This is a genomic window from Xenorhabdus sp. PB30.3 (genome assembly GCF_963895965.1).
Taxonomy (GTDB): domain Bacteria; phylum Pseudomonadota; class Gammaproteobacteria; order Enterobacterales; family Enterobacteriaceae; genus Xenorhabdus; species Xenorhabdus stockiae.
Genome location: NZ_CAWQMW010000140.1, coordinates 13,158 through 34,742 on the forward strand (window position 1 = coordinate 13,158; position 21,585 = coordinate 34,742).

Consider the following 21,585-nt stretch of genomic DNA (forward strand, 5'->3'; position numbering starts at 1 on the left):
CCTTCTATGAAGGCGGTTTTTTTATTTTTATAACTTATATTTTCTGCATTTAAAATCAATTATCATCTGTCGTCTTAAATCAAGGAAAAATAGAATAATACTAGTTACTATGTTCTAATTCTTGATGCCATATAAGTAAATCATGGCGTAGTTTTTCTGGCAACACAGCAACATGGCAGCCTTCTATTGCTCCGGCTAATGCTAGTAAGATATTAACACTTATCTTCTTTCCATTTTGTTGTAATTTAAGATAAGTTACTTTTGCTCCTAACACACGTAATTCTTCTACTTTTGATATTCCAGCTTTCCATAACTGGCGCTCCAAAGCCATCCCAAGATTAGGAAGATCTTTTAATCTGAGAGGTGTTCTTTGTTTATTAATAATATCTGTCAGTGTATCTTGATAGGCTAAATTAACATATTCGAATAATTGTTTTTGATCCCGCCAAAGTGACTCACTGACTCGGTAATAACGCAAAGCCACAGGAATTCCCCTTTTTGAATAGATAAACGTCTCCATGCCTTTTGCTTTAAATAACGTCTCTGCATAACTATTCCCTCGTAAATAAAGCTCACCTTCATAACTCAGGGCGAACAAGACTCCATCAATTGATAATCCAATTCCACCAAACTGGGATTTTTTTTTAAGTTTACCCAATGAAGATACGCCGTGTTTCAATTGATCAAAACGCGCCCCAGATAAAAACATTTTTATCACTCCATGAATTATATCCTGACTAAATATTTTATGCTCAGTTCCCTTGTCTGTTATTAACAAAATAAATAACAAGAACAAGTAATTAAAACCATACGCAATCTATTTCTGGCTGCCAATCATTAAATGAGAAAAAAACTGTTTTATATGAATTTTTGCGAAGCGCCTTGAAAAAAATGGTCTTGCTTTTAGCCAAATAACCAATTACTGTATATATATACAGGCATCATGGTGAGGAACATTATGCGTATTCAACCCACTCTGGAGTATCTCATTGAGAGTAAAATTGAAGCTGAGAACAGTACAACTCACAAACACGAAATCACTAATGTAACGGGCACTACATCTACAAAATTACAACCTCTTAGTCAGGCTGAGCAAAATTCCTTACAAGCAGTAAATGGTACAATCCGTGAGTTAAGCTATTGTGAACAATGGCCTGTGGTTAACCACATCCTACTTCCTTTGCTACAACAATCCAGAGATGAAAACAGGTGGTTACTCTGGATAACGCCTAATAAAAGATTAAGCCGCCAGTGGTTAGTCGACTCGGGTTTGCCTTTAGACAAGAGCGTTCAATTAAACCAAATTACCCCTGTTGCATCACCCTATGCCATGGAGAAAGCCTTAGCAAGTGGTAGCTACTGCATCGTATTAGGATGGCTGCCAGAACTGTCTGAATATGGAGTACAAAAACTGAGATTAGCTGCACAGAAAGGCACAACACTAGGCCTGATTATGCGTCCTCAGGCCTCACCCGAACAGTATAATCCTGTAGAAAGCAGGATAAAGTTTCATTCTATTTACTATCATTGAATTAATTTAAGATTATTCTCAGTATTTTTTAAAATAAACATGCTATGAGTAATAAAACTTTTTTATTTATTATAAAAATCAAATAATTAAATAACCAACTTTCATAAGCTATCATTAATAATATTTAATTTCTTACAGGTATTAATTTAAAAAATATGTATCACAAATCACCATGTACTTGTAAGTTTTAAAGTTCGTTGTAGACTCTACAAAGTTGGGTTGATGCTGATTTAACTAACATTTCAGGAATTATCTATTGATATTAAGCGCATATACCTAACAGATTGTTTCAACCAATGGCCAACAATAAGACTTTAAGGCCAACTACTTATTATTTGGATGATAACGAGGCGTACAATGAAGAAGACAGCTATCGCAGTGGCCGTGGCAGTAGCAACTTTTGCAACTGTGGCTCAAGCAGCTCCAAAAGAGCATACTTGGTATGCAGGTACTAAGGTAGGTTGGTCCGACTATAGTAGAACAGGATTTAAAGATATCGATGCTGCTAAAATAGCAACAGGTAATGCTGACAAGAAAGATGCTCTGGGTGCCGGAGCTTATGTTGGTTATCAGGCAACACCATACATAGGTTTCGAATTAGGTTATGATTGGCTCGGGAAAATGACCTATAAATCTAAGATTAATGACGCCAGTTTCAAAAGCCAGGGTATTCAGCTTGCAATGAAATTGAGCGCCCCGCTGACAGACTCTTTAGATGCTTATACACGTCTGGGGGGCATAGTGTGGCATTCAAACGCTTCAGCAAATTACAGCCACTCAGATAAAACAAAAGACTATGTGAAAAATAATAGTACTGGTATTTCACCGCTAATCGCTCTCGGTGCTGAATATGCATTGACGAAAAATGTTGCAACTCGTCTGGAATACCAGTGGGCACCAAAAGTTGGTCAGAGCGGAAAAGGCAGCTCAGATGCATATACGCAGGATCGCAGCTCTTATTTAGGGCCTAAACCAAATAACGGTCTGCTAAGCCTCGGTGTTTCTTACCGTTTTGGACAGGATGATGAAGCTACGCCTCCTCCTGTGATCCCTGCTCCGATGCCTGTTGTTGAAAACAAAAGCTTTACCCTGCGTTCTGATGTCCTGTTTGACTTCAACAAATCAACATTGAAGGCTGAAGGTAAACAGGAACTCGATGCACTCTATAACCAATTAAGTAAAATTGACCCAAATCAGGGCCATGTTGTAGTTCTTGGTTACACTGACCGAATCGGTAGCCAAAACTATAACTTACCTCTGTCCCAGAAACGGGCTCAATCCGTTGTTGACTATCTGATTGCAAAAGGTATTCCTGCAAACAGCATTCAGGCTGAGGGTCGCGGTAAAGAAGATCCGGTTACCGGCTCAACATGTGACAATATCAAAGCGCGCTCTACATTGATTTCGTGTTTGTCACCAGACCGCCGTGTTGTTATCAATATTCAGGGTACTCAGGAAGTAACTGTTCCTGCAAAAGTTGTCCTTTGATTTATCTACATTATTCATAAAATAAAAACCTCATGTGTAAGCATGGGGTTTTTATTTATTTCACCGTTTTTCAAAGACTATTTATCTAAAATTGCAGCTAAATCCTGTTTTAAATTCAGAATTTGGTGAGCATATTTTTCTTTATGTTCAGCATCTTCCAATAATTGTACAATTGTTTCTGATAAAGTATTACCACGGCGTCGGGATAGATTTGAAAGACGCTGCCAGACATGAAAATCCAGATCAATCGACTTTTTACGCGAGTGCTGATGTTCTGCGTTAAAATGGCGCTTACGCCGTGCTCGGATAGTTTGCTTCATGCGGTTGGATAGAGCTTGATTCATATGCAGTGAAATCCATTGCAAAACCTTGACAGGTTCTCGCTCTAATTTTAACAATGCATTAATTGCATCCTGAGCTGCACTTTTTTCAAGATATTTAGTGACTTCTTCACCTTCTCGATGTTTTTTCACTAAATAAGCCCATTTCCAGCCACATTCCAGATTTTCCAGTTGTTGATATTTCATTTCATCTCTCAGTGACAGCGTAACTTAAATTAAGCATAGCAATTATTTATCTTAATTTCTCATAACAACACCGGATTATCGTGCATTTCTTAAACTATCAATGGGATAGTACAAATATCATGCCTTTCAAAGATTATGGCATGTTGGTTCACAGCCTAATCTTGTATAATAAATGTTTCTTTTTCACTACATGTAGCTATCACTTTGACGAATATAAAATTAGACTGGCAATCATTACAGCCAAATAGTGTACCTTATCAATCACTTTTCAATTCTGTTTCTGAATCACCTTCCGTCACCCTGGAAGTCATTCAACCCAGGCTGCACAATGGGCTAACACTTTTTTGTCAGGCCAATTTACGCCAATCTTTTATGCTGTTAAAAGCAGAAGAAAGTGATGCCTGCCTGGCCCTTTTATCCGATACAGTTTCTACATTATTACCAGAAAGCTATCCTGATGTTGGTGGCTATTATCAGATAGAACACCAAACCATTACATGGCATTCCTCCGGTGAAGGCCCTTTCTCGCCAAATCAAAGAGTTGCTTATCGCGAGTGGATTGAACCTGAACAATTATTTGGCAACATCTACACACACCAGAATGTGCTTCAACTCCAGCCGGGGCTTATCCACCAAGTTAATGGTGGTGTTTTAATCTTACCCCTACGCACGCTGCTATCCCAGCCATTAATGTGGGTTCGGCTCAAACAGATGATCATTCAACGACGTTTTGACTGGTTACCACACAATGAAAACCACTCTCTGCCTCTGCCAGTGCCCTCAATACCGTTAGATTTGCGTCTGATCCTTGTAGGAGATCGGTTCAGTCTTGACGAATTGCATGCTATTGAACCGGAATTGGCAAGCAGTGCTTTATACAGTGAACTCGAACCTGATATGCCATTTCATGAGGAAGATGATCTGGCGATGTGGTGTCGATATGTAAGTGGATTCATTCAGCAGCAAAAACTCCCGTCTTTGAGCCAAGATGCCTGGAGCGAATTATTCAGGCAAGCTGTTCGCTACACCGAAGATCAATTCAGTTTGCCTTTAGACATCCAGTGGCTGAAACAAACTCTGGAAACAGCGGCTAATTATCAGCAGGAAAATCAGATTACCCTGCATTCTCTGCAACAGGCAGAAGATAACCGGCGCTGGCGTCATAGCTATTTAGCTGAACGCAGTATGGACGAAATTCTGAAAGGTCAAATACTGATCCGTACACAGGGTACTGTTATTGGTCAAATAAACGGATTGTCTGTACTTGAATATCCGGGCCATCCAGATCCGATTGGTGAACCCTCCCGAATCAGTTGTGTTGCCCATTTAGGCGATGGCGAATTTATTGATGTAGAACGTAAAGTCGAGCTTGGGGGTAATATTCACGCCAAAGGCATGATGATTATGCAGGCCTACTTGATTTCTGAGTTAAAACTCGATCAGCCTCAACCCTTTTCTGCTTCTATTGTATTCGAGCAATCCTATGGCGAAGTCGATGGTGACAGTGCTTCGTTAGCTGAATTATGTGCATTAATCAGTGCATTGTCTCAACAGCCGATAAACCAGCAAATTGCGGTGACAGGAGCCGTCGATCAATTTGGTAATGTTCAGCCGATTGGTGGTGTTAATGAAAAAATTGAAGGTTTTTTCCGTGTATGTCACTGCCGTGGGCTAACCGGTTCACAAGGGGTGATTATCCCGACAGCCAATGTGCAGCATCTGTGTTTGCATCAGGATGTTATTAATGCGGTGAAAAATGGAGAATTCCATATTTGGGCTGTAGAGCACGTGTCCGAAGCCGCTTCATTATTGACAGACATCCCTTATTATGACGAACAGAAAGAACATCTGTTAGCTATGATATATGAACGTATTACACAAATTAATAGTCAAGAACGCCCAAAATTACCTTGGTTCTTACGCTGGTTGGGTTAGTATCTCAGATATCTGATCGGAGTTGTTCAGCGTACAAGTGTACGCTATTCTCTACCCTTACCCAATAATAAGGCTATCTGAGAATATGTTTAAAAAACAAGAGTCCTACACTAAAGAAGAACTTCAAGCCTCTGGACAAGGTAAGTTATTTGGTGAAAATGGGCCACCACTGCCTTCCGGTAATATGTTAATGATGGATCGCATCATTAAAATGACAGAAGATGGTGGCACTTATAACAAAGGGTATATCGAAGCTGAACTTGATATTAACCCTGACTTGTGGTTTTTCGGTTGCCACTTTTTCAAAGATCCCGTTATGCCAGGTTGCCTCGGTCTTGATGCGATGTGGCAGCTTGTTGGTTTCTTCATGGGCTGGCTTGGCGGTGAAGGTAAAGGTCGGGCGCTTGGTGTTGGGGAAGTAAAGTTCACCGGGCAAGTGTTACCAACAGCAAAAATGGTCACCTATCGCATTAATTTTAAACGCGTCATAAACCGGAAACTGATTATGGGTCTGGCTGATGGTGAAGTGTTGGTTGACGGTAAACTTATCTATACAGCCACTGATCTGAAGGTAGGGATATTCAAAGATACCAGTAATTTTTGATTTTCTTGTCCTGATGTTTACTTCCCTTCTCTTATACTAATCACCTCTGCATTATGGCAGAGGTGATTTGTTATTAAAGTAACGGGTTATTGACTAAAGTCACAGCAATCAAACACGGTCTTCCATCGCCTGACGCCAACCCCCCAGCCAGTGTGAGCGGGCATCTAACGAATGGTAAGGGCAATTTTCCCGCGGTCGCCCTAAAATACCAGCGTGATAGCCCCTAGAAAGTGCACGTGCCAAACGATCTCTTTTTTGTCGTTTCATGTCTTACTTCCTCATTTACTTACTATGAAAATAAAACAATGAATGTTTCTTATTCAGAAGGCTTCCTAGTGATACTCCTATCTGAAATGAAGATCAAGCAAAGAAAGCCGTAAAAAAGTTATAATTTGACACCATGCCGGTGTAAGTGAATACAGTTAAGAAAGCCAGCTGTAGCTTGAAAGATGGCAGGCATTTATTCCTGCGCTTTGCTGCTAATCATGTTGCCTTCTGTACTCCCTATCCTGCTTCCGTTCAACGAGGTAACACAACCATTTGAATATCATATCTGGTGATATCATAATCAACACCTGATACAGCAAGGCCAAAACCGTAAGGATAACTGCTAAGTTGCTATTGCTTGATTAACCATTTAGTGCCCTGATATTTCGATATTCCACTAAAAAGTGTCACAATAGCCCCATATTACTCCTGAGGCGGTATAAGACAGGTTTTTTTATAGTTCAAGAGTTATCTTTAAGACACTGAAAACACATGATACAGACACCCTCTTTTCATCGTTCACTTTTACATCCCCGCTACTGGCTGACTTGGTTCGGTATCGGAATACTTTATTTATTGGTCTTACTTCCCTATCCAGCGATTTACTGGATCGGAACCCACCTTGGCCGGCTATCACAGCGCTTTTTAAAAAAACGGGCTAAAATCGCTGAGCGTAATCTGCTTCTCTGTTTCCCCGATATGTCACAGGAAGAACGGGATAAGTGGCTGGTCAAAAATTTTGAATCCGTGGGCATGGGATTACTTGAAACTGGTATGGCATGGTTCTGGCCTGATTGGAGAGTAAAGCGCTGGTTCAAAGTGACAGGACGAGAAAATATCCAGAAAGCACAGACCACAGGCCAGGGGATCATTATTATTGGGATCCACTTCCTGACACTGGAATTGGGTGCTCGCATTTTCGGTATACTGAATCCGGGTATCGGTGTTTATCGACCAAATGATAATCCGGTTCTGGACTGGCTACAAACCTGGGGACGCTTACGCTCCAACAAATATATGCTGGACAGAAAAGATCTCAAGGGAATGATCCGCTGCCTGAAAAATGGTGAAATTGTCTGGTATGCACCAGATCATGATTATGGCCCACGTAAAAGTGTATTTGCTCCATTATTCGCAGTTGAACATGCGGCAACAACAACTGGGACTTCAATTCTGGTTCGATTATCGAATCCGGTTCTACTTCCTTTTACTCCGCGTCGACTACCAGATGGAAAAGGTTATGAGCTGATTATTCAACCAGCTGTAGAAAACTTCCCTGAAAAAGATGAAACGGAAGCTGCCGCATTTATGAATAAGATCATCGAGCAGGAGATCATGCAGGCACCAGAACAATATATGTGGTTACATCGCCGTTTTAAAACACGTCCCGAAGGTATGCCATCTTTGTATGGTGATAATAACGATAATATTCACTAGATGCTCAGCCCCTTTCAGGTTAAGTCTTTCTTGGCTATAAAGTCGCTGAAAGCCATTACATATCAATCATCATAACTTAAAAAATCAGGCTCTCACTCCAAAAGTGACAGCCTGATTTCTAAGCTACAAAGTTAAATAGGTGGTTCAATAAACCCTCTAATAAGCCCCTCCACAGGCATCCGCAATCTCCATATTGGAATAGCCATTTCCCCATTTTTGTTCCAGCTTTTGTCTGGTTTCCCGGTAGCATTTGCGTTGGGAGGCTCGATTCCTGTCATTCATAGTTGCCCAGTCTTTGTCATGATGAGGAAATTTCAGTTTTTGATTATCCCAATCATAAGAAAACCCAAGATGTGCTTTTGAATCATCTTTTCGGGCATATTTATATTTATCCGCTTCTTCTTCCCGTTTCTCAACCAGTGCGTTGTCTCGTGCTAACTGATCAACCTGCCAATTGTTAGTACCCAATCCTTCTCTTTTTTTCAGGTATTCTTCTGGCGTTTTGTTATCAGCAGGTATATTACTTTTATAGCTAAAATCATGCGCGAACGCCTGAGAACAGCCAATTGCCATAATAAAAAGCAGGCCGGTAATCCTTTTAAACTGCATAAATATCCTAGTGTGATTATAACTAAAAATCATTATTTAATAGTCATTCTCCACTGAGATCAACTACCAGTTATAGGTAGTTAGTAGGCCAAAAACAAATACCCCTTTACAATCAAAAGCAATTTCAACATGCTAGCTGAGATTTTTTTATGTAAAGTGAGTTTCTGATGTCCTCATACCCTATTTATCATGTCGATGCTTTCACAGAAAAAAACTTTTCCGGCAATCCTGCTGCTGTTGTCTTACTGGATGAATGGCTGTCAGATGAGGTACTTATCGCTATCGCTGCTGAAATCAATCTTTCAGAAACAGCTTTTTTAGTCGGTGATCACCTGCGCTGGTTTACTCCCAGAATTGAAGTGAATTTATGTGGGCATGCCACACTGGCAACCGCTTTTGTCCTCGTTGAAAAATGTTCATACCAAAATAAATTAATTACATTTAAGACCCGTTCAGGTGATCTGCATGTGACTCATCAGGATGGTGTTTTTACATTAGATTTTCCTGCCGCTGATTGCCAGGAAGAGGCTACTCTGCTTCCTGTTATTCAGGATGCTCTGGGGCAAAAAATCAAAGCAGTATTTGCCTCCCATGATCGTTATATCTGTGTATTGGATTCTGCTGAGCAAGTCCGCCATATTGAGCCTGATTTCGATAAAGTCGCCTCCCTTCCTTTTTCTGGTCTTGCCATTACTGCTCCCGGCGATTCATCCGCTGACTTTGTTTCACGCCATTTCGCTCCGGCAAAAGGCGTTAATGAAGATCCTGTCACGGGTTCAACGCATTGTGTTTTAGCACCTTTCTGGAGTAAAAGGCTTAATAAATCCATCCTCCGCGCCCATCAGTTATCTGAACGGGGTGGTGATATATTGTGTGAAGTACAAGGAAAACGTGTTTATCTGACAGGAAAAGCTAAACTATTTTCTTACGGTCAAATTGTGCTTTAAATCAATTATCATCTTGCTTCTGAGAGTAAAAAATTAAAAAAAGCAATAAGGAAAGGTATGACTCAGTTATATATGTTTTATCTTGGTGGAAATGCCGGAAAATCCAATATCGAAGTTCATGATGTCCAGTTTGTTGCTGTAAATAAGGTTGAAGAAGCCTACCCCGTGTTACGCGATGTGTGGTTTGGTGATAAAGATAAACTTCATCTGGATGGCTATATGCCTGTTAGATGGGCAGATGGCTATGATATTTCTCTCAGCAAAAATGAATTCGCTGGGGATTTACGACTTTATTTTGTAAACGTAGGTGGCTATCAAAAAAATTCACTGGCAGAAGCCCATGAATATGGATTTTTTGTTGGCCGTACAGCTGAAGAAGCAAAAGAAAAAGCAAAAAAATATTTGCTTACTGGCTATGATCAATTACATAAAGATAATCTGAAAGATGTTGATGACTGCCTGCTTTTGGGGCAAGTGAGTGGCTACTATATTCATCTGACTGAAAACCCTAACGGGCTGCCTGATAAACCAGAATGGCAAGGGTATCGCCCTATCGGGATCTAATAAAAAAGAGTCAGCAGCTTCATACTTTGCTGACTCTGCTAACTTCAAACCAGCAGTAAGTTAAAATAATGGGCGCAGATTATTTACTAATAAATCTGAATTTATATTCTTGACAGATTTCGCTCCCGTCAGTGTCATAGCAACCCGCATTTCTTTATCAATCAATTCTAATAAGTTGGAAACTCCCGCTTCCCCCGCTGCTGCCAGAGCATACGCAAAGGCTCTTCCCAATAAAACACTGTCGGCACCCAATGCAAGCATTCTTACGACATCTAACCCTGTGCGAATACCCGAGTCAGCCAGAATTGTAATGTCATTTTTAACAGCATCTGCAATAGCCGGTAAAGCTCTGGCACTAGAGAGAACACCATCCAGTTGTCGCCCACCGTGATTGGAAACAACAATACCATCAGCGCCAAAACGGACAGCATCTTTAGCATCTTCAGGATCAAGGATACCTTTAATAATCATAGGCCCTTGCCAAAAATCGCGTATCCACTCTAAATCGTTCCATGATATAGACGGATCAAAGTTGCTCCCTATCCAACCGATATAATCTTCCAGCTTGGTCGGTGTACCACGGTATAGGGATATATTGCCAAGATCATGAGGTTTTCCCATCACACCAACATCCCACGCCCAGCGCGGGTGGGTGATTGCCTGTAAAAAACGCCGTATCGCTGCATTCGGGCCACTCATTCCTGAATGAGCATCGCGATAGCGAGCACCGGGAACAGGCATATCAGCAGTAAATACCAGATTTTTAACACCGGCTTCCTTTGCCCTTTCCAAAACATTGCGCATAAAACCACGATCTTTTAATACATAAAGCTGAAACCATATCGGGCGCTCGATTGCTGAAGCCACTTCTTCAATCGGGCATATAGATACCGTAGATAAGGTAAATGGAATACCTTTTTTAGTCGCGGCACGGGCAGCCTGTACTTCTCCACGGCGAGCATACATACCACTTAAACCGACAGGAGCCAATGCCACGGGCATTGATATCTTCTCACCAAATAAACACGTTTCCAGATTCAGTTCAGACATGTCTTTCAACACACGCTGGCGCAGCTCAATATGAGATAAATCTTCGGTATTACGCCTCAGAGTGTGTTCTGCATAGGCTCCGCCATCAATATAATGAAACAGGAAAGGGGGTAGCTTATCCTGTGCCGCAGCCCGGTAATCAGTTGAAGCGGAAATAATCATGACCTTCACCTCTGCCCAAAATAAAATTAACGGCAATAATATTGTTTTGACTGATCATATTGCCCATGACCAGCACATCAGGCAACGTAATGCGAAACATAAAAATAGATAAACCTGTTCCACAAAACATCTTTTTTATCTGATGGCTGATGATAGTTTAGGCAAAATAACAGAAGTAAAGTGAGTAGATACTGTTCAACCGGATACTATTGCTTTCAGAGCATCATAAACAGGCAGCAAACGGATAAAACCTTCCCTGTCGAGAAAGTGCCCTGCATTCTCAATATTAATAATTTCAGTTTGTAATGAATTAGCAAGAGCATGGGATGATTCGGGAGAGACAATCTCATCATTAGAAGAAATGATAGAAACACGGTGTGCTGTTACTTCACGTAAAAATGCATAATTCAATGGTTGAACAGTGAAACAGTCTAATTCCGGCATGGTACTCTGCGCAGAATCGCACCCTGCAACCAAAATATACCCACCGATTTTATCGGTCGTAGCTCTGATTACTTCTAAGTGACGAAGTAAAGTCACACACCCAAGGCTATGACCAATAAAGATTGTATTATCATCCACACTGGGTGCAATCTCCATTAGCTTTCTGGCCCACTCTTCCGGTTTAGGTGATAACGATTCAGGCATTTCCGGTACAATTACTTCTGCACCTTGTTCAGTCAGCACTTCTTTTAACCAGGGAAACCAATTTGATGAAGGTGAAGCAGTATAACCGTGGATAATAATAACTTTTTTACCAGAAAACATAGCCAGTTCCTTTATTATTGATGGTGTCATTGATTCTATACACAATAAATTTCAAGATGCATCGCGGCGGCAAGGGAGAAACAAATTTGTCGGGAACGAATTTGCCCAGCCAAAGGCTGGCCTCCGGTGAGAGGCAGGAGCCTCTCAGTAATCCCTAGAAGCATAGATAACTATGTGACTGGGGCGAACGAGCGCAGCCAACAAAGAGGCAACTTGAAAGACGAAGTGTATATCCTAATGAACAAGAGTGTCGGTCATATTCTGTATTCACTCACCCTCGATTTTTAATTTTTCGCGCACAGCCATTAAAGCAAAACCTAGTAAGTTCAGACCATTCCATGCTAAGGGATTATAAATATCAGGATTATCTTCTGCCATTCCTACACCCCAAATCCTATCTACAGGGCTGGCTTCTACTAATACCTTATCTCCCGTCCGTAATAAAAATGCCTTCATTGCCGGATTTTGAGAAAATTTAGCTATATTTCCATCAATAACAATCTTTGACCGGTACTCGTTCCAAATTGATTGGTTAAAGCCTCTCACTTCCCGACCATAAGATTTCGCGGCTCCCGGATTTTTTGCATTAATAATCTTTTCCATTGTAGCAAAATCATTAAATAACCGTGCTTTCTCAGCCATCATATAATGTTCTGCACTAATATAACTGACGCCATCTACGACAAATTGCGCAGGATACCACTGGCTTAAACATGATTTAGTGATGAGTTCAGTATGATGCTTTTTATGCCCCCAGAAAAAGAGATATTTAATATCCTCTTTTGACTGATAAAACTTACATAACGTTTTAATATCCATATTATTTCTCTGTAGTGAATATTAGCCATGTCACTTCAGCACAACCCACTGAAGTAACAAAATCATTTTATAATCAGGTCACACAAAATCTAAATACGTTGAAAGTAAATTTCACATTCCGATACGCCAGATTTATAAACACTTCAATACTATTGGTTAAAATCGGCAATTAGGGATCCTAAAATTAGTGCAGTTAGAATCGATCTTAATGATTGTCCCATATTTTTCGACAAACCAACATCAAACGAATCTCTGATGAAAGTAACCTGCGAGCTGTTAAACAAATTCGGTGGAGAAATACTGCCCTTGGCCTGACAGGATGTAATGTATGAAAAAGAAAATTTTCTTGTTAGATACGCTTCCAGGAACGCTATTCGAAAAGGAAATAAATGGCTATCTCTCTCCTGATATTGAATTAGTTATTAACATTCCTGACGATATTCAGATAAATAGTCAGAATCACAACTATCGCTTTGAACGAGTTAATATTAATACGCAAAACGCACAACAAATACTTTCGGTAGCTAAACGTTTTGGTGGATTTCATGCTATAAAATTGAGAAAAAATATTCCTCTCAGAAGGAATTTATTGTGCAGCTTAGTTGAAAAAGAACTTATTACCCCATTACAGGTGATTGGCCAAGCGGGAGTTGGGCTAAATCACATCGATATTCAGACTGCAGAATCACTTAAAATAGAGGTGATTAACACTCCTGCTTCAAATGCAACTGCTGTTGCTGAATTCACCTTATTACAAATGTTAGCTCTATTACATCAAACAGACTGGCATCAACGACAAATGCGCGAAGGTATTTGGACGAAAACTATGCGACCATCTTCAAACTCATTGAGTGATGTCAAAATAGGGTTGGTTGGCAGTGGCGCAATTTCTCAAGCCCTATTACATCTGTTAAAACCTTTTGCTCCTCAAGTGACAATCCTAGGCAGCCATCGATTCACTGATAAAAAAGCAGAAGCTCTGGGTGTTCGTCGAGCCTACAATATTAAATCTTTACTTATTGATAACGATATAATTTCTTTACATCTTCCGCTAAATACTGAGACGCATCATCTGATTAATAGAGCCATCCTTCCTCATTTTCGAAAAGGAGCCTACTTGCTTAATATGGCGCGTGGTGGTTTGATCGATGAAAAGGCTCTCGCGTCATTCATGCAACAAAATCCAGGTTGGATCTCCGGTGTTGCTCTGGATACTTTCGAAAATGAAGGAGAGAGCTTTTCTACACCAATGAAAGATTTTGATGAGGCCCTGCTGACACCTCATATCGCGGGTTCAACTTCCTCAGCCATATTAAACTCAGCACTAAAGGTTCAACAGGCCATTCTGTCCTATCTGGGATTGAAGTAGTATAAGGATCTCAGATACCTCATAAGCCTGCTATTCTGATTAACGTGTATTGTTATTTCATCTTTTAAGGGGCTTTATGCTATTACAAATCATAATGGCTGCACTCGGGCCTATTGTTTTAGGTTTAGCAGTAGGTTGGCTGTCCGGTAAATATGGATTGATAAAACGTGAATATTCACAAGCATTTGCCGACTTTGTTGTTAAGATTGCCTTACCTTTTGCTTTATTTCTCGCAGCCGCAAAAGCATCACCATCAGTACTACTGAATATTAACTACTTATTAACGTTAGCTGTCGGGTTGATTGCATCTTATATTATCGGTTTTTTTGCAGGTAAGATTCTCTTCCGCCATGATAAAAAAGATGCAGCCATGCAGGCATTATCCGTTTCTTTCCCGGACATGGCTTACTGTGGGCCACCGGTATTATTGGCAACCGTTGGTTCATCCGGGCTGATTGCCATGATACTTGGGAATTTAATCTATACGATTATTATTATTCCTTTCACTTTACTGATGATAAGTGACAGGCAACAAAATAGTAGTGTTTTAAAATCGGTTGGAAAAGCCATTGCTCAACCATTAGTGTGCTTACCCATTCTGGGAGCACTGCTGGCAATTTTTGGCGTCAAGCTACCGGAAATTTTGCAAAACTCCGTCGATGAATTAGGTAAAACGGCGGGTGGTGTTGCCTTGTTCTTCCTTGGCTTATTACTCTCAGGCATTAAATTAAAAATCAGTGTTGAAATCGTTTTTAACGTCTTTGTGAAAAACTTTGTACAAGCAGCTTTAGTCCTTGGTACAGGTATCGCATTAGGTCTTCAAAGCGATATGCTGAAATCAGCATTTATTATCGGGTTTTTGCCAACCGCAACGGCAGTCCCTGCTCTGGCAATCACTAATAAAGCCTACACAGATACCTCCGCAGAAACTGTGTTACTCAGTACTCTTGCTGCCCTTATCTCTATTATCGGTGGCATTACCATCGTCGAAATGTTGTAACTCAACTTTACAGGTCATTGATCCCAATAAAGTATTGGATATTTTAACGAAATGTTTTTCAAATCGTTCTACCAGCTAAAAAGCGCAGATTCGTTGATAGTGTAATATTTGAACATATTTTCCCTCAGCATTGCTGAGGGATGACTCAGGAAATGAACAGACGGGAGTGATTAGTTATCCCACTGAGGAGCAAGACCTTCCGGGTTAACGATACGTTCGTTACGTTCAAGAGCAGCAATAGCGGCCATGTCATCTGCATCAAGTTTCAACGCGGTAGATTTTAAGTTGCTCGCTAAATTCTCTTTCTTAGTTGAAGAAGGGATCACGCTATACCCCAATGACATTGCCCAAGACAAAATGACCTGTGCAGGAGTAGACCGGTGTTTTTCAGCGATGCGCCCGATAACTTCATCATGAATCGCTTTGCCATAAGCTAGGGTCATATAAGAAGTGATATGAATATCATGCTCTTGTGCCCAAGCGGTTACATCACGATTTTGCAGATAAGGAGAAAGCTCAATCTGGTTCGTGGCAATATGTTCAGCGCCTACCGCCTCAATTGCCTGTTGCATCAAATCAATGGTGAAATTTGAAACGCCAATTTCACGTGTTAATCCCATTTCTTTGGCTTCCAGCAACGCATTCATTGTTTCTGCAACACTCACCACGTTCTTTGATGACGGCCAATGAATGAGTGCCAAATCCACATAATTCGTGCGTAGTTTCACAAGACTCTCTTTGAGGCTTGATATCACTTTTTCTTTGCTCAGATTTTCTGTCCAGATCTTTGTCGTAATATAAATGTCTTCACGGGCAATACCACTTTCTTCTATCGCTTGGCCTACCGCTGCTTCATTTTCGTAAATCTGTGCAGTATCAATCGCGCGATACCCCAGCTCAAGAGCGTTTTTTACCGATGCTATGACAACGTCATCTTTCAGACGAAAAGTACCTAATCCAAATGCAGGAACAGACATAATAAAATCTCATACCGTTAATGTTTAATCCGAGGTTTATTATCATGAGATCGTTTTCTCTGAAAAAGAGCAATAAATGCAGAAGTCTTTTGCGTTTACTGCAACAATACTAGAATTACCGTCGAATTTTGGCCGGATCATTTACTGCTTAACTTTCTTCCTATCACAAATACGGCTGCCAGCCCAATCAGATCAATGGTAACTAGCGTTCCTGCAAATACTATTTCACCTCTGAATGCAAAAAATGTTGCAATAATTAAGATAAACATCGCAATGGAAAAACCCATCCACTGCCCTCTCCTCTCTTTTTTTATCATGCCATCCAGCGCCAACCTATTATTGTCATACTGAAATTTTTGCTCTTTCTCCCTGAATAATAATATTCTTTCAGTGCTTCCGGACAATATGGATTCGTAATCCCTTAATACATCGGGAGGAGGCAGAGGCCCGATGCGGGCCGAATATACCTGATTTTCGAAATTCTTTTTATTATCCAAAATTTCCTGATAATCATTTGCGGGCATAATATCAAAAATACTCCCCATTGCTCTGAGATAATAACGAATGTGATAAGCCATATTTTCTCCGAAAGAATATACACAAAACCAATGAGAATAAAATCAACTAACTAATTAACAAGAACCAATAATTAATACTGCTGAAACTCATTCTTTTCCTGATTCAGGTGGTTTCTGACTCGGAAATGGCCGACATTCTTCAGCTTTATAACTCCCATCCTCCTGGCGGATCAGAAATATTTTTCGCCCGGCCCGTAATGCCTTACTAATAGCGGTTTGATGTACTCCAATTAAATTCGCTGTTTTCGCCTGACCATTTTGTTTTACATATTCTGATAATGAAATCTTTTCCATATATGCCTCCTGTATTTCAGAATAATATCCAAAGTATTAAATATTTCAATACTTTTAGTATTTACTATTTTAATAGCATTGGTATTAAAATGAGTTTTATGAAAAAGAAACTCACAGCAGAACAACTTGCAGATGCCAAACGCTTAAAAGACATATACGAGTCAAAGAAGAAACAGCTAGGTATCTCTCAGGAAAAATTCGCGGATGAACTTGGCAAGAGTCAGGGAGCAATCTCGCATTATATTAATGGTACAAATGCGCTTAATTTGGAGATAGCCGCTTATTTTGCCAATAAATTAGAGGTCACAATCACAGATTTCAGCCCTACATTGGATAAACAAGCAAAGAAACTCTTAACGGCCGTTTATGGCAAAAATATTGCTCTGGTTGAGAAACCCGATACCTGCAAACAATACCCGTTACTCGACTGGGCAGATGTCGGCAATTGGTGCGAAGAACCCATATTGCCCTACAGTATTAAACAGCGGTACGACAGCACTGTTGAGTGTTCGCACCATGCTTTTTGGCTGGAAGTAAAAAATGATTCTATGACTTCACCAAATGGAATCAGTATCCCGCAGGGAATGATCATTTTAGTAGATCCGAAAGTAAAACCCCTCGCTAATAAATTAGTTATTGCAAAACTTGAGGGTGAAGAAAAATTAACGTTTAAACAATTAATTACGGAAGGATATGATACATATCTTAAGCCACTGAATCCTCAGTACAGTATGATACCTCTCAGTGAGAATATTCATATTCTGGGTGTCGTAGTAGAAGCCAAAGTGGCGAAATTACCATAAAGCAAAAATTTATTTATACACAATGGATTTCAGGATGTATCGCGGCGGCAAAGGAGTGACAAAGACCGGCCACCGCGAAGTGTATCCTTTAATAAAACAAGGTAAGTCCCATAATAAATATCAGGCCGGAGAAAAATAGCGCGGTGATACAATAACCCATAATGTCACGCACACCCAGGCCTGCAATAGCCAGTGCCGGTAATGCCCAGAATGGTTGCGCCATGTTCATCCATTGCTCACCGTACGCTATAGCCATAACCGATTTACCTAAATCCGCCCCCAAAGCTTCAGCCGCAGACATCACAAACGGCCCCTGAATAACCCAGTGACCTCCACCAGACGGCACAGCAAAGTTAATCAGTGCAGAACTTAAAAACGTCATCATCGGGAATGTGTCTTTGTTGGCAACATTGATAAAAAACTCAGTGATAAGCCTGCCCAACCCTGAACCTTCCATCATTAACTGAATACCGGCATAAAAAGGAAACTGCACCAGAATACCTGCTGTGCTTTTCGCCGCTGCACTTATCGCTCGCATATACGCCATCGGGGTTTTATGCAGTAATAAACCGGTCAGCAGGAAAATCATATTGGCTGTGTTGATGGTGATATTAAAACCATTGCTGAAGAAATATATGCCGAGGTAGGTAAATCCCAGTATTCCGATAAGCCCTGCAATAATACGGCTTTCTTCCATACGTTCAGATAACGGAGCATTTTCTGGCAATTTTTTCTGATAATCAGGCTCTTCTTCCAGCAGGACTGGATCGATTATCACAATATCCTCTTTCTTCGGCATCATCATACGAGTGACAAACGGCATCAGAATGATAAGGCTGAGAGTGATAAAGATATTGTAACTGGTAAATAAGGTCTGGCTAATGGGTATCAGGCCTGAAATATGTTCAACCGGATTACCGGGAGTTGCAGCCAACAGCGGCATTGAGCCGGAAAAACCTCCTCCCCATGTCAGAAAGCCGATGTAAGCACAAGCAATCAGCAACGGATAATCAGAGCCGGGTATCCTACGTGCTACTTCACGGGCAAACATCGCGCCAACAACCAGACCAAATCCCCAATTAATCACACAGGCAACGGAGCCAAAAAAAGTCACCAACATCGCTCCCTGAGCAGGATTTTTTGCCAGTGAAGCTGTCAGCTTCAGGAGGCGCTTAACCGGATCAGAACTTGCCAGTGCATGTCCCGTGACTATAATCAGCGCCATCTGCATTCCGAAGGCAAGTAAGTTCCAGAAACCATCCCCCCACATGCTTGCCAGATCCACAGGAGTGCTGGGCGTCAATGATAGCGCAATGAAAAAGGTAAGTATGGTGAGTAACATGGCAAAGATGAGAGGGTCAGGCAGGTAGCGACTAACAATCCGTGTCATTATACGAGAAATGCGACCTATCATAGGCCATCTCCGGTTAAGCCAGAAAACATCGATTTCACGTCAGAAGAGATGATAAATTCAGCCTCAGTTTTCGCCTTGATAGTGTCAATGCCTATACCCGGTGCATACTCAGACAGTATCATCTGATTATTTTCGAAGCGGAATACTGCAAGTTCCGTGATCAGTGTATTCACCACATTTACTGCTGTCAGCGGTATAGTACACTCACGCAAAATTTTGGCTGAACCATCTTTTGCACAATGTTCCATTGCAATAATCACCTTACGAGCACCAGTAACCAAATCCATTGCCCCTCCCATACCCGTTATTCTTTTTCCCGGTATCATCCAATTAGCCAAATTCGCATTCTGGTCAACCTGCAAGCCCCCCAATACACTGACGTCAATATGACCACCCCGGATCAATGCAAAAGAAAAAGCACTGTCAAACATAGAAGCTCCCGGCAAGACACCACAAGGTTGCCCACCAGCGTTCACCAAGTCCTTATCGACCTGTGTAACAGGCCCCAAACCGAGAAAACCGTTTTCAGACTGTAGGGTGATATGCACTCCCTCTGGCAAATAGTTCGCCACCTGAGTCGGAAGACCAATACCAAGGTTAACGATATCTCCATCGTTCAATTCAAGGGCTACACGGCGAGCGATAAATTCTTTGACGTCCATGGTTAATTCCCTCTTTATTTAACAATGAGATAATCAATAATGGCCCCCGGCGTGACAATATGATCCGGATCGAGAGAACCAACAGAAACAATTTCATCCGGCTCAACAAATGTAGTATCTGCGGCCAGAGCAATCAGCGGGTTGAAATTACGGGCGCTGAGATGATAAGTCAGATTGCCGAAAGTATCGGCTTTATGAGCCTGAATCAGAGCCAGATCAGCATATAATGGCAGCTCCAGAAGATATTCACGGCCATTGATCATTTTCTTTTCTTTCCCTTCTTCCACCATGGTTCCCACACCTGTTGGAGTTAGAAAACCACCCAATCCCGCACCAGCGCAACGGATCCGTTCAGCCAGTGTTCCTTGTGGTATCAGCTGCACTTCCATTTCACCGGAAATCATGCGGCGGCCTGTTTCCGGATTAGTTCCGATATGAGAAGCAATGACTTTTTTTACCCGCCCATTGACAATCAAAGGCCCCAGACCAATATTAACGAGCGCGGTATCATTGGTAATAAGGGTCAAATCTTTTACCCCTGAATCAAATAACGCTGTAACTAAATGTGGTGGAGTGCCAACTGCCATAAATCCGCCAACCATAACGGTCATTCCATCACAAAAGAATTCCTTTGCCTGCTCAATCGTTATTTGTTTATTTTTCATGTTACTTTCCTTATTAATAATATCCTCTTCAACAATGAAATAATAAAGCGGATAAAAAAATATTAAATTTTAATTTTTCCACCCATAATAGAATTATTAAGACAACAAAGTTTATTGAACCTATATAAATTGATAGAAATTAGCTTATTATGTGGTAATAAAATTTAAATACTGAGAAATTTATGACATGAAAATCCCAAACGAAAAAATAATTCTAAAAACAAATAATTGGATTGTTAATCATAGGATTGATTCATCCCTTCCTGGCTATGTAATACTACAATCCATTCATAACCATATGAATCTTTGTGATTTATCAAAAAAAGCCATACAGGAAATGGTAATTATTATGGGATATATTGAAAAATCCTTAAAAAAAATTATTTTTCCAAAGCACCCCTATATATACATAATGAATTTCAAGATGCATCGCGGCGGCAAGAGAGTGAATCCCCGGGAGCATAGATAACTATGTGACCGGGGTGAGCGAGCGCAGCCAACAAAGAAGCAACTTGAAAGACGAAATGTATAGGAAGATATGGTCATACACCCAATACACCATTTCACTTTCATTTTATTCCTGTATCACAATGGGTATTGAACTTATTCTGGAGTGATGAACGTTATCGGATATTAGGTGATTTTGGGAAACCATCACAGTCACACCTTACTGATGGAGCTGAGCTAACTTTTTTTATTTGGCGTGAATTTTGCGAGAAAGAAATTTCACCGCCAGTGCAAGGAATTTCTGTTGATGAGATTATTTCAGCACTAAAAATAGAACTGAAAAACGCAATAACCGTTTCATGAGAAAAATCATCCATAAAATTCAATTAATAATCAAAGCATTAACCACCTAAAGATCAATATTATCATTACAGGATATGACACGTATTGTCTTCAAATTTATAAAAAAAGAGAGCTATTTATTATCTGTTTATTGTATGCTAGCTTCATGTGACATATATTACTATCAAAGTATGTTTTCACACACCCTCATTTGCTTCTTATTATTCCTTCACCCTCCTTGTTTTCTGGGAGGGTTCTTTGTTATATATACTCACCTTCTTTTGGAAGACCTCTCCTTCTATTACACCTGTAATATAAATTAAGTA

The 21,585-nt window shown here is 40.6% G+C and carries 23 protein-coding genes; 10 read left to right on the forward strand and 13 right to left on the reverse strand.

Annotation, left to right across the window (positions count from 1 at the left end; all coding sequences use genetic code 11):
* Positions 1 to 100: 100 nt before the first annotated feature.
* Positions 101 to 709, reverse strand: coding sequence for a TfoX/Sxy family DNA transformation protein (locus AACX38_RS13155; protein WP_099123094.1), 609 nt, complete (start codon positions 707 to 709; stop codon positions 101 to 103).
* A gap of 249 nt (positions 710 to 958) precedes the next feature.
* Here AACX38_RS13155 and sulA point away from each other — a divergent pair, with 249 nt between their 5' ends.
* Positions 959 to 1,531 carry an SOS-induced cell division inhibitor SulA gene (gene sulA / locus AACX38_RS13160; RefSeq protein WP_228864535.1) on the forward strand — a complete coding sequence of 191 codons (573 nt, stop codon included), beginning with the start codon at positions 959 to 961 and terminating at the stop codon, positions 1,529 to 1,531.
* 357 nt (positions 1,532 to 1,888) lie between these two features.
* Entirely contained in the window at positions 1,889 to 3,019 is a 1,131-nt protein-coding gene (gene ompA / locus AACX38_RS13165; protein WP_228864536.1) for a porin OmpA, read from the forward strand.
* 77 nt (positions 3,020 to 3,096) lie between these two features.
* On the opposite strand, the gene matP is transcribed toward ompA, so the two are convergent.
* Positions 3,097 to 3,546, reverse strand: coding sequence for a macrodomain Ter protein MatP (gene matP / locus AACX38_RS13170; RefSeq protein WP_228864537.1), 450 nt, complete (start codon positions 3,544 to 3,546; stop codon positions 3,097 to 3,099).
* Between the two features lie 204 nt (positions 3,547 to 3,750).
* Here matP and AACX38_RS13175 point away from each other — a divergent pair, with 204 nt between their 5' ends.
* Positions 3,751 to 5,481, forward strand: coding sequence for an AAA family ATPase (locus AACX38_RS13175; protein ID WP_228864538.1), 1,731 nt, complete (start codon positions 3,751 to 3,753; stop codon positions 5,479 to 5,481).
* Between the two features lie 85 nt (positions 5,482 to 5,566).
* On the forward strand, positions 5,567 to 6,085 hold the full coding sequence (gene fabA / locus AACX38_RS13180; protein WP_086956222.1) for a bifunctional 3-hydroxydecanoyl-ACP dehydratase/trans-2-decenoyl-ACP isomerase: 519 nt from the start codon (positions 5,567 to 5,569) through the stop codon (positions 6,083 to 6,085).
* A gap of 108 nt (positions 6,086 to 6,193) precedes the next feature.
* Here fabA and rmf read toward each other — a convergent pair whose 3' ends face one another.
* Positions 6,194 to 6,352 carry a ribosome modulation factor gene (rmf, locus tag AACX38_RS13185; RefSeq protein ID WP_086956221.1) on the reverse strand — a complete coding sequence of 53 codons (159 nt, stop codon included), beginning with the start codon at positions 6,350 to 6,352 and terminating at the stop codon, positions 6,194 to 6,196.
* Between the two features lie 492 nt (positions 6,353 to 6,844).
* Here rmf and AACX38_RS13190 point away from each other — a divergent pair, with 492 nt between their 5' ends.
* Positions 6,845 to 7,789, forward strand: coding sequence for a Kdo(2)-lipid IV(A) acyltransferase (locus tag AACX38_RS13190; RefSeq protein ID WP_228864539.1), 945 nt, complete (start codon positions 6,845 to 6,847; stop codon positions 7,787 to 7,789).
* A 156-nt stretch (positions 7,790 to 7,945) separates the two neighbouring features.
* On the opposite strand, the gene AACX38_RS13195 is transcribed toward AACX38_RS13190, so the two are convergent.
* Entirely contained in the window at positions 7,946 to 8,398 is a 453-nt protein-coding gene (locus AACX38_RS13195; protein ID WP_228864540.1) for a hypothetical protein, read from the reverse strand.
* A gap of 167 nt (positions 8,399 to 8,565) precedes the next feature.
* On the opposite strand from AACX38_RS13195, the gene AACX38_RS13200 reads away from it, so the two are divergent.
* Entirely contained in the window at positions 8,566 to 9,345 is a 780-nt protein-coding gene (locus AACX38_RS13200; RefSeq protein WP_228864541.1) for a PhzF family phenazine biosynthesis protein, read from the forward strand.
* 57 nt (positions 9,346 to 9,402) lie between these two features.
* Positions 9,403 to 9,909: a DUF1543 domain-containing protein gene (locus tag AACX38_RS13205; RefSeq protein ID WP_228864542.1), complete on the forward strand. Its 507-nt coding sequence runs from the start codon at positions 9,403 to 9,405 to the stop codon at positions 9,907 to 9,909.
* A 60-nt stretch (positions 9,910 to 9,969) separates the two neighbouring features.
* On the opposite strand, the gene lldD is transcribed toward AACX38_RS13205, so the two are convergent.
* The 3 genes from lldD to AACX38_RS13220 form a co-directional block, all read right to left on the reverse strand.
* Positions 9,970 to 11,121, reverse strand: coding sequence for an FMN-dependent L-lactate dehydrogenase LldD (gene lldD / locus AACX38_RS13210; RefSeq protein ID WP_228864543.1), 1,152 nt, complete (start codon positions 11,119 to 11,121; stop codon positions 9,970 to 9,972).
* Positions 11,122 to 11,316: 195 nt separating this feature from the next.
* Positions 11,317 to 11,889 (reverse strand): RBBP9/YdeN family alpha/beta hydrolase, encoded by a 573-nt coding sequence (locus AACX38_RS13215; protein ID WP_228864544.1) that lies wholly within the window; start codon positions 11,887 to 11,889, stop codon positions 11,317 to 11,319.
* A gap of 267 nt (positions 11,890 to 12,156) precedes the next feature.
* Complete coding sequence (locus AACX38_RS13220) at positions 12,157 to 12,708, reverse strand: NADAR family protein (protein WP_228864545.1); 552 nt, start codon at positions 12,706 to 12,708, stop codon at positions 12,157 to 12,159.
* Positions 12,709 to 13,036: 328 nt separating this feature from the next.
* Here AACX38_RS13220 and AACX38_RS13225 point away from each other — a divergent pair, with 328 nt between their 5' ends.
* A complete protein-coding gene (locus AACX38_RS13225) occupies positions 13,037 to 14,077 on the forward strand; it encodes an NAD(P)-dependent oxidoreductase (protein ID WP_228864546.1) in 1,041 nt (346 codons plus the stop codon).
* Positions 14,078 to 14,153: 76 nt separating this feature from the next.
* Entirely contained in the window at positions 14,154 to 15,077 is a 924-nt protein-coding gene (locus tag AACX38_RS13230; protein WP_228864547.1) for an AEC family transporter, read from the forward strand.
* Positions 15,078 to 15,247: 170 nt separating this feature from the next.
* Here the strand turns inward: AACX38_RS13230 and dkgB are convergent, their stop codons facing one another.
* The 3 genes from dkgB to AACX38_RS13245 all read right to left on the reverse strand — a co-directional run bounded on the left by dkgB (position 15,248) and on the right by AACX38_RS13245 (position 16,926).
* Positions 15,248 to 16,054 carry a 2,5-didehydrogluconate reductase DkgB gene (dkgB, locus tag AACX38_RS13235; protein ID WP_228864548.1) on the reverse strand — a complete coding sequence of 269 codons (807 nt, stop codon included), beginning with the start codon at positions 16,052 to 16,054 and terminating at the stop codon, positions 15,248 to 15,250.
* A 137-nt stretch (positions 16,055 to 16,191) separates the two neighbouring features.
* Positions 16,192 to 16,632 (reverse strand): DUF2335 domain-containing protein, encoded by a 441-nt coding sequence (locus AACX38_RS13240; RefSeq protein WP_228864549.1) that lies wholly within the window; start codon positions 16,630 to 16,632, stop codon positions 16,192 to 16,194.
* An 87-nt stretch (positions 16,633 to 16,719) separates the two neighbouring features.
* Positions 16,720 to 16,926 (reverse strand): Cro/CI family transcriptional regulator, encoded by a 207-nt coding sequence (locus AACX38_RS13245; protein WP_099123078.1) that lies wholly within the window; start codon positions 16,924 to 16,926, stop codon positions 16,720 to 16,722.
* A gap of 98 nt (positions 16,927 to 17,024) precedes the next feature.
* On the opposite strand from AACX38_RS13245, the gene AACX38_RS13250 reads away from it, so the two are divergent.
* A complete protein-coding gene (locus AACX38_RS13250; protein ID WP_228864550.1) occupies positions 17,025 to 17,729 on the forward strand; it encodes a LexA family protein in 705 nt (234 codons plus the stop codon).
* Between the two features lie 88 nt (positions 17,730 to 17,817).
* Here AACX38_RS13250 and AACX38_RS13255 read toward each other — a convergent pair whose 3' ends face one another.
* Genes AACX38_RS13255 through atoD form a run of 3 tightly spaced genes read right to left on the reverse strand, consistent with a single transcriptional unit; the run spans position 17,818 to position 20,470 of the window.
* Entirely contained in the window at positions 17,818 to 19,143 is a 1,326-nt protein-coding gene (locus AACX38_RS13255) for a TIGR00366 family protein (protein ID WP_228864551.1), read from the reverse strand.
* Complete coding sequence (locus AACX38_RS13260; RefSeq protein WP_228864552.1) at positions 19,140 to 19,805, reverse strand: 3-oxoacid CoA-transferase subunit B; 666 nt, start codon at positions 19,803 to 19,805, stop codon at positions 19,140 to 19,142. Before AACX38_RS13260 ends, AACX38_RS13255 begins: the two co-directional genes overlap by 4 nt.
* A gap of 14 nt (positions 19,806 to 19,819) precedes the next feature.
* Positions 19,820 to 20,470: an acetate CoA-transferase subunit alpha gene (gene atoD / locus AACX38_RS13265; protein WP_228864553.1), complete on the reverse strand. Its 651-nt coding sequence runs from the start codon at positions 20,468 to 20,470 to the stop codon at positions 19,820 to 19,822.
* Between the last annotated feature and the right edge of the window lie 1,115 nt (positions 20,471 to 21,585).

Bases quoted from the DNA above. Each gene is read 5' to 3' on its own strand.
- AACX38_RS13155 (WP_099123094.1), bottom strand. From the start codon at position 709: ATGTTTTTATCTGGGGCGCGTTTTGATCAATTGAAACACGGCGTATCT.
- sulA (WP_228864535.1), top strand. From the start codon at position 959: ATGCGTATTCAACCCACTCTGGAGTATCTCATTGAGAGTAAAATTGAA.
- ompA (WP_228864536.1), top strand. From the start codon at position 1,889: ATGAAGAAGACAGCTATCGCAGTGGCCGTGGCAGTAGCAACTTTTGCA.
- matP (WP_228864537.1), bottom strand. From the start codon at position 3,546: ATGAAATATCAACAACTGGAAAATCTGGAATGTGGCTGGAAATGGGCT.
- fabA (WP_086956222.1), top strand. From the start codon at position 5,567: ATGTTTAAAAAACAAGAGTCCTACACTAAAGAAGAACTTCAAGCCTCT.
- rmf (WP_086956221.1), bottom strand. From the start codon at position 6,352: ATGAAACGACAAAAAAGAGATCGTTTGGCACGTGCACTTTCTAGGGGC.
- AACX38_RS13190 (WP_228864539.1), top strand. From the start codon at position 6,845: ATGATACAGACACCCTCTTTTCATCGTTCACTTTTACATCCCCGCTAC.
- AACX38_RS13195 (WP_228864540.1), bottom strand. From the start codon at position 8,398: ATGCAGTTTAAAAGGATTACCGGCCTGCTTTTTATTATGGCAATTGGC.
- AACX38_RS13200 (WP_228864541.1), top strand. From the start codon at position 8,566: ATGTCCTCATACCCTATTTATCATGTCGATGCTTTCACAGAAAAAAAC.
- AACX38_RS13205 (WP_228864542.1), top strand. From the start codon at position 9,403: ATGACTCAGTTATATATGTTTTATCTTGGTGGAAATGCCGGAAAATCC.
- lldD (WP_228864543.1), bottom strand. From the start codon at position 11,121: ATGATTATTTCCGCTTCAACTGATTACCGGGCTGCGGCACAGGATAAG.
- AACX38_RS13215 (WP_228864544.1), bottom strand. From the start codon at position 11,889: ATGTTTTCTGGTAAAAAAGTTATTATTATCCACGGTTATACTGCTTCA.
- AACX38_RS13220 (WP_228864545.1), bottom strand. From the start codon at position 12,708: ATGGATATTAAAACGTTATGTAAGTTTTATCAGTCAAAAGAGGATATT.
- AACX38_RS13225 (WP_228864546.1), top strand. From the start codon at position 13,037: ATGAAAAAGAAAATTTTCTTGTTAGATACGCTTCCAGGAACGCTATTC.
- AACX38_RS13230 (WP_228864547.1), top strand. From the start codon at position 14,154: ATGCTATTACAAATCATAATGGCTGCACTCGGGCCTATTGTTTTAGGT.
- dkgB (WP_228864548.1), bottom strand. From the start codon at position 16,054: ATGTCTGTTCCTGCATTTGGATTAGGTACTTTTCGTCTGAAAGATGAC.
- AACX38_RS13240 (WP_228864549.1), bottom strand. From the start codon at position 16,632: ATGGCTTATCACATTCGTTATTATCTCAGAGCAATGGGGAGTATTTTT.
- AACX38_RS13245 (WP_099123078.1), bottom strand. From the start codon at position 16,926: ATGGAAAAGATTTCATTATCAGAATATGTAAAACAAAATGGTCAGGCG.
- AACX38_RS13250 (WP_228864550.1), top strand. From the start codon at position 17,025: ATGAAAAAGAAACTCACAGCAGAACAACTTGCAGATGCCAAACGCTTA.
- AACX38_RS13255 (WP_228864551.1), bottom strand. From the start codon at position 19,143: ATGATAGGTCGCATTTCTCGTATAATGACACGGATTGTTAGTCGCTAC.
- AACX38_RS13260 (WP_228864552.1), bottom strand. From the start codon at position 19,805: ATGGACGTCAAAGAATTTATCGCTCGCCGTGTAGCCCTTGAATTGAAC.
- atoD (WP_228864553.1), bottom strand. From the start codon at position 20,470: ATGAAAAATAAACAAATAACGATTGAGCAGGCAAAGGAATTCTTTTGT.